The following is a 10,622-nucleotide window of genomic DNA, read 5'->3' on the forward strand; positions in this document are numbered from 1 at the left end:
GTATGCGAACGATTTACACAAAGATAACAGATATAAAAGGGAATCTTATCACAGTTGATGCGAAGGATACTTCTTTAGGGGAGTTAGCTTTAATTGAACGTGCTGATGGTCGTTCCTCATATGCTTCCGTTTTGCGCTTTGACTCCAATAAGGTTACTCTACAGGTTTTTGGAGGTACCTCAGGGCTTTCAAATGGGGATAGAGTTACATTTTTAGGACACGCCATGGAGGTTGTTTATGGTGATTCCCTTCTGGGTAGAAGATTGAATGGCATTGGACGGCCTTTAGATGATGATAAAGAGCCCATTATGGGTGACCCTATAGGGATATCTACTCCAACATTTAATCCGGTATGTCGAGTCGTTCCCAGAGAAATGGTGCGAACGAATATTCCCATGATAGATGTTTTCAATTGTTTAGTTCGTTCACAGAAGATACCTATATTTTCTTCTTCTGGGGAGAAACACAACGCTTTACTTATGCGTATTGCTGCTCAAACTGACGCAGACGTTGTCATCATTGGGGGTATGGGTTTAACTTTTGTAGACTATAGTTATTTAGTAGAAGAGGCGAAAAGGACGGGACTACTAGATAAGTGTATTATTTTTGCGCATAAAGCTGTAGATGCGCCAGTGGAGTGTATGCTTGTTCCTGATATGGCGTTAGCTTGCGCAGAGCGATTTGCTATTGATAAAAAGTTAAATGTCTTAGTTTTGTTAACGGATATGACAGCGTTTGCTGATGCTCTAAAGGAAATATCCATAACAATGGATCAAATCCCTGCTAATCGTGGTTATCCAGGATCTTTGTATTCAGATTTAGCTGTGCGTTACGAAAAGGCTGTAGAAATTGCCCAAGGAGGATCGATCACGCTTATAGCTGTGACGACAATGCCTGGAGATGACGTTACTCACCCTGTTCCCGATAACACGGGATATATTACCGAAGGGCAGTTTTATTTAAGGGGTGGTAGAATAGATCCCTTTGGATCTCTTTCTCGATTAAAGCAGCTTGTAATAGGTAAAGCTACTAGAGAGGATCATGGAGATTTAGCAAATACTTTGATTCGTCTGTATGCAGACTCTCGTAAAGCTGTGGAGAGAATGTCTATGGGATTTAAGCTGTCGAAGTGGGATCAAAAGTTATTGAGTTTTTCAGAGCAATTCGAATCTAGACTTATGGATTTGAATGTTAACATATCATTGGAAAAGGCTCTGGATATCGGTTGGCAGATTCTTAGAAACTCTTTTTATCCCGAAGAAACAGGAATAAAACAACAACTGATAGATAAATTCTGGCCTAAGTAGGATATGTTATGGCGGCGCCCTTGAAGCTAACAAAAAACGAATTTCGTGCCAGAAAGTCTAAGCTAGAATGGCTGCAAGCTTATTTGCCCACATTAAAGCTTAAAAAGGCTTTATTGCAATCAGAAGTGCAAGCAGCACTGTCAGAGAATGAGTTGTGTGAGAGAGAATACGAGTCAACGAAGCATCAGGTGTATGCTATGGCGGAGTTGTTTAGTATTCCAATTTATATTCGTGATGTCGAAGAAAGTTTTCAAGTTTCTAGAATAGATAAGGAATTAGAAAATATAGCTGGAGTAGAAGTTCCTGTTTTTCGTGGTGTTGAAATGAAAAACTCTTCCTATTCACTCCTAGATACTCCAGCATGGACAGATACTTTAATAGCTTTGTCTAGAGATTTTGTTGTTGCTAAGATTAAGTCAGCTATAGCCAAGGAGCGTTGCGAGATTTTACAAGCAGAGCTTCGAAATGTTTCTATTCGGGTAAATTTATTTGAAAAGAAGCTTATCCCAGAGACTAAGGAGGCTATGAAAAAGATAACAATTTTTCTTAATGATAGGGCTATGGTTGACGTCGGACAAAACAAAATAGCTAAGAAAAAAATCGAAGAGAAGAAAGAGGCTTTTCATGAGGGTTGATATAAAGAAATGTCTTTTCATTGCTACTTCTCGGGTAAAAGAAGATTTTTTTTTAGACTGTCGTAGCTTGGAAGCTGTAGAATTTTTTTCTAAGGAGTTTACTTTTTCTGAAAGAGTTTCTGGTAAACATGCGGAGGCCGTAAAGATTCTGCGTAGACTGGGGGCAGAATTCTCTTTAGAGGAATTAAAAATTGACACAACGAATTTTCAGCTGTCAGTAGAGGAAATCATAGAAGAAGTTTTAAGACTGGATCGTGAAGCGGCCAAGTTAAAAGAACTTTTAAAGGCTGTCAATAAGGAGATTCTTCGAGTTCAACCTTTAGGTAGATTTTCTACTCAAGACATAGAGGATCTGTGTCGTCGTACGGGCTTGTCTGTTCGTTATTTTTATCGCAGACATATTGATGGAGACCCCATAGAGGTTAATGACGAAAATGTTTTCCATATATCTACCGCACATAATTTTGACTATTATGTGGTAATAGGCGTTGTTAACCTTTCTAAGGATAGATATACGGAAATTGTTGTTAAGCAATCATTTTCAGAGCTTCAAGAGCGGGGGGCAGAACTTCAAAAAGAAATTCGAGAAAAGACAAATCGTTTGCTAGAATTTCACTCAGCTTTACCCTTAATTATAAAAGATTTGTACGAAAGGATAAACTATACCAATCTATCAAATGTAGAGAAGTGTAGTAGTCCCGCATTCAATGGTAAGCTCTTTTCTATTACGGGATGGGTTGTGGCCAACCGCATGAAAGAACTTGCAAAGATATGTGAAGCTCACGGTGTGTGGATGGAAGAGGTATTTCCAGACGAGGGGGAAAGAATCCCCACGCATTTGGAGAATACTGGCTTGGGTGCCATAGGTGAGGATTTAGTTAATATTTATGACACCCCCTCATCCGCAGATTTAGATCCTTCCACGTGGGTATTTATTTCCTTTGCCCTATTCTTTTCTATGATTATCAATGATGCTGGGTACGGATTACTATTTCTGCTTTCGTCCTTATGGTTTAAGTTTCGTTCTAAGAAAAAGCCGAGTGGTCTGAAAAGACGTTTCCTTAAAATGGCAACTATTTTAGGAGGTAGTTGCATAGTTTGGGGGCTAGCTACAGCGTCCTTTTTTGGAGTTTCATTCTCTTCGAACAGCATTATGAATGAAATTTCTTTAACGCGATTTTTAGCTTTGAAGAAAGCTGAATACTTTTTAGAAAAAAAGCCTTCTTCATATAAAAAATTAATAGTAGAGTATCCGATTTTAAAAGAAAAAACTTCTCCAAAAGAATTTTTAATGACTAAAGGTTCGAGAAGTGGAGGAGAAGAGGTTAAATATCTCATTTATGACAAGTTTATAGATAACATCTTAATGGAGATTTCTTTATTCGTTGGCATAGTGCATATTATGCTTGGTATAATAAGGAATTTTCGACGAGCTCCGACAGGAGTGGGATGGCTGCTATTTTTGGTTGGAGGATATCTCTACTTCCCTATCTACCTCAACTGCGTCTCCTTAATACACTATTTCTTTAAGGTTCCTTATGCTATGGGCGGGGAACTCGGTTTGTATTTTCTTTTAGGAGGAATAGGTCTAGCTAGTGTGATAGCTGTTATCAAAGATAAGTGGAAAGGGATAGGGGAACTTACTGTAGTTATCCAGGTGTTTTCTGATGTGCTTTCTTATCTGAGGATCTACGCTTTGGGGCTTGCCGGAGCCATGATGGGAGCTACTTTTAATAGCATGGGGGCAAAACTTTCTGGAGTGTTTGGAGCGCTTGTGATCTTGTTGGGCCATTCTGTGAACATTGTTTTGTCTATCATGGGAGGGGTGATTCATGGTTTGCGTTTGAACTTTATCGAGTGGTATCACTACTGTTTTGAAGGTGGAGGAAAGAAATTAAACCCTTTTCGTAGAATTGCTCAAGAGGATGAGTAGGGGTGGTTTTCCTTAGTCTTAAATCTTAGTTTTGGTAATATTGCCCTTTTGTTTCGGTTTTTAGCACCAAAAAGGGTAGGTACATAGTCGGGGTAAGGTATGGGTGTTTTAGAAGTTGTTGGGCCAGCATTGCTTTTGGGCATGGCCATGATTGGAAGCGCTATAGGGTGTGGGATTGCCGGAGTAGCCTCTCACGCTGTAATGTCCAGGATGGATGAAGGACATGGAAAGATTATAGGTATGTCTGCTATGCCTGCTTCCCAGTCTATCTACGGATTTATTTTGATGTTATTGATGCAAAATGCCATTAAGGACGGAAAGTTGGGAGCTATAGGTGCTATAGCTATAGGAGTTTCTGTAGGGGTGGCGCTGATGGCATCTTCTGTTATGCAAGGGAAGTGTTGTGTAAGTGGTATACAAGCCTACTCGAGATCATCTTCTGTATATGGAAAGTGTTTAGCCTCTATAGGGATAGTAGAATCGTTTGCGCTCTTTGCTTTTGTTTTTGCATTATTACTCTTTTAAGTTTGTTCTGGGAATTGCTGTCGTACTTGCCTTCTTGTTTTTTTCTTCAACGGGATGTACGGCTCCTGTTCTCTACACCTTCACGGAATACGTTTCTGAGGAGGATTGTGCGTCTTCAAAGATTGGGCTAGAAGACTCCTATGGTCCGGTCTTTCTGGGGAAACAGGTCGTGATCAATTGGTCTCTTCCAAAAAAATATCTTTCAACAACTTCTTTGAGTTTGCTCCTGAGTGTGTTTTACAGTGATGGAGGGAATGAAAAGCTGGTATATGAGGTCAAAGGAATTTCTGGATACAGAGTGTATAGGATTCAAGAGCAAGCGGAGTCATCCAAAGAAATAGTCTCTTACAAAGCGGTTTTAGTTGCTGATGGTAAAGAGATAGTTTCTTCTTCGCATCATTTGTGGACAGAGGTTATTCCTACCACTAGGGGAGATGCTACGGATCAGTTAAACTAAAACAAGACAAGACATATCTAACAACATGAAAAAAGAAGAGTTATCTAAAGCATATTCAGCGGTCTTAGTAGAGGAGAGGTTGTATGCTTTTTGGGAATCAGCGGGATTATTTAAAGCAAATGCAGAGTCTAGCAAACCGCCGTTTTCTGTAATAATGCCTCCGCCGAACGTTACAGGAGTTCTACATATGGGGCATGCTTTAGTTAATACTCTTCAGGATATTGTCGTTCGCTACAAACGTAAAACAGGCTTTGAAGTCTGTTGGATCCCTGGAACAGACCACGCCGGCATAGCAACTCAAAGTGTTGTTGAAAAGCATCTGTTGGCTTCAGAGGGAAAAAGAAGAAGGGATTATTCCAGACAAGAGTTTTTAGAAAAAGTAGAAGCCTGGAAAGAGAGGAGTCAGCAGGTAATCCTTTCTCAATTACGTAAGTTAGGGTGTTCTTGTGATTGGTCTCGTCAACGGTTTACAATGGACGCAGGGGCCAATGCGGCGGTGCGAAAAGCTTTTAAGATTCTTTTTGATAAAGGCTTAATCTATCAAGGAGACTACCTGGTAAACTGGGATCCTGTGTTGCAAACAGCGCTAGCTGATGATGAAGTAGAGCATGAAGAAAAGAAGGGTTACCTCTACTACTTCAATTATCCGATAGTAGGTGATAGAGATGGGCGAGTAGTTTCTGTAGCAACGACTAGGCCAGAAACTCTTTTAGGAGACGTTGCTGTAGCAGTTTCCCCTGAGGACGAGCGTTATCAAGATTTGTTGGGTGTTAAGTTATACCATCCCCTTTTGGAAAAGGAGATCCCATTAATTTTTGATGTTCGTGTTGATCAGAACTTTGGGACTGGGGCAGTAAAAATTACCCCAGCTCATGACAAAGATGATTATCGTATAGGGGTGGACCATGGTTTGCCTTTGATAAACATCTTAACTCCTGAAGGGTTAATTAACGATAATGGTGGAAAATTTTGTGGTTTGACGCGTGAGGAGGCTCGGGAGAAAGTTACGGAGGCCATGAAGTCTTTGGGTAGGTTTGAAAAGAAGGAAGACTACGCCGTCCGAACGGGAGTTTCCTATCGTTCTGGAGCCGTTGTGGAACCTTTTCTCTCAAAGCAATGGTTTGTTCGAGCAGAACCTTTTATTGGAAAGTTAAGGAGTGTGGCGGAAGAACAATTAGTGAAACTATTTCCACCTGAGTTCAAGCAAAACTATCTCTCTTGGGTTAACAATCTTAGAGATTGGTGTATTAGTAGACAATTGTGGTGGGGACATCAGATACCTATCTGGTACAAAAAGGGAGAAGAGTCTACGGTGATTTGCTATGATGGAGAGGGCGTTCCTCCCGAAGTAGCAGAGAATCCTCATGAATGGGAGCAGGATCCAGATGTTTTGGATACTTGGTTTTCCTCAGGTTTATGGCCCATTACTTGTCTGGGATGGCCCGATCTTAATTCGAAAGATCTTGCCAAGTTTTACCCAACTTCCTTTTTGGTGACTGGGCATGATATTCTATTTTTCTGGGTCACCAGGATGATATTGATGTGTTCAGAGTTCTCTGAAGGGGAAGTTCCTTTTAAGGAAGTTTTCTTGCATGGGTTAATTTTTGGAAAATCTTACTTTCGTTTTGATGAGCTAGGGCAGGTCACTTATATCACGGGGGAAGAGAAAAAGAGCTACGATTCTGGATCTGTTATTCCCAAGGATGTTTGCCATAAATGGGAAAAACTATCGAAATCAAAAGGCAATGTAGTAGATCCTCTAGATCTTATAGCTTCCTATGGAGCCGACGCTATTCGAATGACCTTGTGTTCTTTTGCTAATAGGGGAGAACAAATAGATTTAGATTATCGGGTTTTTGAAGAGTTTAAGAATTTTTCCAATAAAATTTGGAATGGAGCTCGATTCATACTGGGGAATATTGAAGGGCTTAAAGCTGAAGACATAGAAGAAGGTATAGATAGTTCTCTATTAGGAGTAGAGGATTATCAAGTTATGTATCGGTTCAATGAGCTTGTATCTCTTCTCCATGAATACTATACGAATTACTCTTTTGATAAGATAGCTACAAGAGCTTATGAGTTCTTTAGAAACGATTTATGTTCTACTTACATAGAGCTAATAAAACCTGTCTTATTTAATAAGTTGGGGACTGATTTAGAAAAAAGAAACAAACAAAAATTGTTGGTATGCTTACTTGCAGGTGTTTTGGGCGTTCTGCATCCTATGGCTCCGTTTATAACAGAGGAGCTTTTCCAAAAACTGAAACAATCTCTGGGTAAAGAAAACTATGAAGGTGGCGACGATTATACGAGGTCTACTTGTCGGGCTTTATCGGCAATATCTTGTATGACAGCAAGTTATCCTGAAGCTTTTCCAGAGAGAGGATTTCCGGAAGATTTGTTGCATCGTTGTGCTCTTAGAGATAGATTAGTGTATATAGTAAGAAATATTCGTAGTGAATCAGGAATTTCTCCAGGAGAAGCCGTTAAGGTTTATATAGCTTCTTTAGAGTATGGTCATTTACAAGAGCATGCCACTGCTTTGCGTTCTTTGGCTGGTGTTGGCGAGCTGTTTTTTGTAGAGGCTCTTCCTAAGGATGAAGTTTTATCTATAGGGGTTGTGGAACATATTTCTGTTGGAGTAGTTGTTTCACGAGAGCTTCTGAAGAAAGAGACCGACCGACTGCGAAAGGATTTATCAAAATTAGAAGCATCGTTGGAAAGAAATTTGGCTCTTTTGGCAAATCAGGAGTTTATATCCAAAGCAAAAGCAGAGCTTATTTCAGAAAAAAAAGAAATGGTCGACAAGCAGAAAGCTGAAGTTGCTAAGATTAGAGAAAAACTTATAGAAAAAGAAAAGCAACAATAGAAGGTTTACTACATTTGTCCATTTGCCAATGGAGGTTTATGAAGGATAATGGTTATCAGATTATTCGCTTAATTGGCAAAGGAGGAATGGGAGAAGTATATTTAGCTTATGACCCTATTTATGACAGGAAGGTAGCTTTAAAAAGAATACGTTCGGATTTACCCTCAAGTCCTGTTCTTAAACAAAGATTTCTTAGAGAACCTCGTATAGCAGGTAGGCTAGTGCATCCTGGTGTGGTTCCCGTGTATTCCATCCGAGAGGAGGAAGATCATGTGTATTACACAATGCCCTATATAGAAGGCAAAACATTAAAAAGTCTTTTTAAGGAAGTTTGGAACAAAGATCTTATACCTCAAACTCTTAAAGAGAAAACATCCGTATCCTCCCTTGTTTCTATTTTTTACAACGTGTGTAAAACTATAGAATATGTTCATTCGCAAGGCGTTTTACATCGAGATCTGAAACCAGATAATATTTTACTTGGACTCTTTGGTGAAGTTGTTATTCTAGATTGGGGAGCTGCTATAGAAAAGCAGTATAGCTCAGCAGAGGATTATGATGAGGATATAGCGGGGGGTAGCCACGGAGATAGGGAAGGATTCTCTGGCATTACAGTCCCAGGTAAAGTTGTTGGAACATTAGATTATATGGCTCCCGAACGTCTAAACGGGGAGCCCGCAACAGAGCTAACGGATATTTATTCTCTCGGGGTTATGCTGTACCAGATGTTGACGCTTTCATTTCCTTTCCCTAAGAGAAGGAAAATGAAAGCCTCGAAGCTTGGAGAGAATATTTTACCTCCGGAGACGGTGGCTCCTTACCGCGAAATTTCGCCGATATTATCTAAAGTTGTTATGAAAGCTTTAGAGTTTGATCCGGCATTGCGTTATCAATCAGTTGCTGAGTTGTGTTCAGACCTAGCATCTTATTTGTCTGGGACTTCAGGTTATTCTGAAGAGGAAGTATTATTTCTGTCTGATAAGAGCGTGTGGAAATTTTCTGAGCCCATACTTTTATCAACGTATTTCCCAAAGCTTAAGGGAGCGTCTTCTCTTTGGTATGAATTGTCCGTATCTAAGCAGGCTTGGTTTTCAGATGTAAGGTTTCGATATACTATTCCAAAGAACCATATTCGAGAAGGCTTAGGAGTACTGTTTCCGGTAGCTCTGCATACAGGAGTTTCTAGTCCTCTAGGGTATGGGCTGTGGCTTGCTTTACAGAATAACGAAGTGGTTTTTTCTTTAACTAAAAACGGTACAGAACTAGCTCATCAAACGATTTCCATTTTGGGAGATGCTGTGTCTATTCCTGTTCTTATAGAAAAAGAAGAAACAAAGATAACTTTTAAAATAGGCGACTTTTTCTTATTTTCTTGTACGGAAGACCTTTTGAGAGGGGGACACGTAGGTATATTGTCTTGTGACCCGAAAGTATTTTCTGGGGAAATATTTGTTTCTGAGATTAACAATAGCTTACAAGTAAGCTGTCTATCTATTCCGGATGCCTTTTTGGCTGAAAGATTTTATGACCATGCGTTGGCATTGTATCGACGCATAGCAGAAGCTTTTCCTGGAAGGAGAGAGGGGTGTGAGGCTCGGTTTCGCGCAGGGATGACTCTCTTAGAGAATTATTCGGGTAAAAAGGGAGATCTGCGTACTGATTCCAGAAACTTATTGACGGCTTTAGAAGAATTTTCTTACCTACACAACACTATACTAGCTCCTTTAGAGTATTTGGGTAAGTCTTTTGTATATCACGTTATGGGGGATTATTCTGAAGAATCTAAATGTTTAGCTCTAGGGCTGAAACGTTATTCTACACATCAGGAAGTTTATCGTCTTAAAGAGCAATTGTTATATCGAGTTCACGAATCATCCCGTAAAGATCCAAGAGCTTTTTTGCGATTTTTATCGTTAGCCTTGGGAGTTTCTCCAGAGGCATTTTCTCAGTCAGATAGACAGCGCTTTTTCCAATTATTACAATTGAAAATTGATGCTACATTTTTGTTTGATGATCGATCTTTGACACTTTTTGATTCGAAGAAGATTCGCCTTTTGCTGAGTTATTGGACTGGAGAATCTACAGCTGTTTTGGGATTTGTAGAGAAAGACAGCAGGGAAAAAGATTTTTGGGCAAAAGCTCTTACTGTGTTGTTCATAAATTCTCCTAAGCAATTTGCTACGCATGTACAATCACTGATAGATGAAGAAGAGATAGCTTTAGATAAACATTTGATGCTATTTTCTGAATGGTTGTCAATGGTGTTCACGAAATTTGATGATGTGTATTCTTCCGTGACTCAAGTAGGTGCAGAATTTCCTGAGAGTTGTCTAGTTTATTTGTTCGAGATTCTTTTATTAGCGGCTCCATTGACAAACCGTGAAGAACAAATGCTGGAACTAATCGCTAGGGTAGAAGAAAGTATTTGTCAATCCACATCTCTTATTGGGGATATTTTTGCAGAAAAATTTTTGAAGTTTTACGCTGGAAAGTCTCTTTCTGAGATAAAATTCTCTTTGGACTGTAAGAAGATTCGACTTTTGTTATTCTTAGGAGACAGAAAACGTGCTGGAGCTCTATTAGCCTCTTATAATGAGAACCTTTTTATTGATGATGCGAAAGAGCTTTTTGTTTTGTATGGATGTTGGTTAGCTTTAACAGAGGGAGAAGAACTAGCTCGCGTACATTTTTTAGGTGTAAATGAATCTTCAGATTATTCTCCCAAAGTTCTCCTTGCTCGACTAATTGTCGAAGGCTCTAGGTTTCCTCTTCAGTCGTTGTTGGAAGGAGAAAAAAGAGAGCTGTTGGGGCAACAGCTACTGTATTACAAATGTTTAGGAGATGTTGAAGGAGTATCAACAGTGTTACGTCAGTATAGGGAAATGTTTTAGCCCTA

7 protein-coding genes are annotated in these 10,622 nt (G+C 39.6%); all 7 read left to right on the forward strand.

Annotated features, from left to right (window positions below; genetic code table 11):
- The first annotated feature begins 2 nt into the window (after positions 1-2).
- The 7 genes from KJA58_RS00745 (at position 3) to pknD (ending at position 10,617) form a co-directional block, all read left to right on the forward strand.
- Positions 3-1,307, forward strand: a complete 1,305-nt coding sequence (locus tag KJA58_RS00745; RefSeq protein WP_213357569.1) for a V-type ATP synthase subunit B — start codon at positions 3-5, stop codon at positions 1,305-1,307.
- An 8-nt stretch (positions 1,308-1,315) separates the two neighbouring features.
- Positions 1,316-1,942, forward strand: coding sequence for a V-type ATP synthase subunit D (locus KJA58_RS00750; protein WP_213357570.1), 627 nt, complete (start codon positions 1,316-1,318; stop codon positions 1,940-1,942).
- The gene (locus tag KJA58_RS00755) at positions 1,932-3,875 is read left to right on the forward strand and encodes a V-type ATP synthase subunit I (protein ID WP_213357571.1); all 1,944 of its coding nucleotides are present in this window, start codon (positions 1,932-1,934) and stop codon (positions 3,873-3,875) included. The genes KJA58_RS00750 and KJA58_RS00755 overlap by 11 nt, the downstream gene beginning before the upstream one ends.
- A gap of 99 nt (positions 3,876-3,974) precedes the next feature.
- On the forward strand, positions 3,975-4,400 hold the full coding sequence (locus tag KJA58_RS00760) for an ATP synthase subunit C (RefSeq protein WP_213357572.1): 426 nt from the start codon (positions 3,975-3,977) through the stop codon (positions 4,398-4,400).
- A complete protein-coding gene (locus KJA58_RS00765) occupies positions 4,360-4,857 on the forward strand; it encodes a hypothetical protein (RefSeq protein WP_213357573.1) in 498 nt (165 codons plus the stop codon). Before KJA58_RS00760 ends, KJA58_RS00765 begins: the two co-directional genes overlap by 41 nt.
- Before the next feature lie 25 nt (positions 4,858-4,882).
- Entirely contained in the window at positions 4,883-7,726 is a 2,844-nt protein-coding gene (locus KJA58_RS00770) for a valine--tRNA ligase (RefSeq protein ID WP_213357574.1), read from the forward strand.
- 38 nt (positions 7,727-7,764) lie between these two features.
- Positions 7,765-10,617: a serine/threonine-protein kinase PknD gene (gene pknD / locus KJA58_RS00775; RefSeq protein WP_213357575.1), complete on the forward strand. Its 2,853-nt coding sequence runs from the start codon at positions 7,765-7,767 to the stop codon at positions 10,615-10,617.
- The last annotated feature ends 5 nt before the right edge of the window (positions 10,618-10,622 follow it).

Origin of the sequence: Chlamydiifrater phoenicopteri, assembly GCF_902807005.1 — a bacterium.
Taxonomy (GTDB): Bacteria; Chlamydiota; Chlamydiia; order Chlamydiales; family Chlamydiaceae; genus Chlamydiifrater; species Chlamydiifrater phoenicopteri.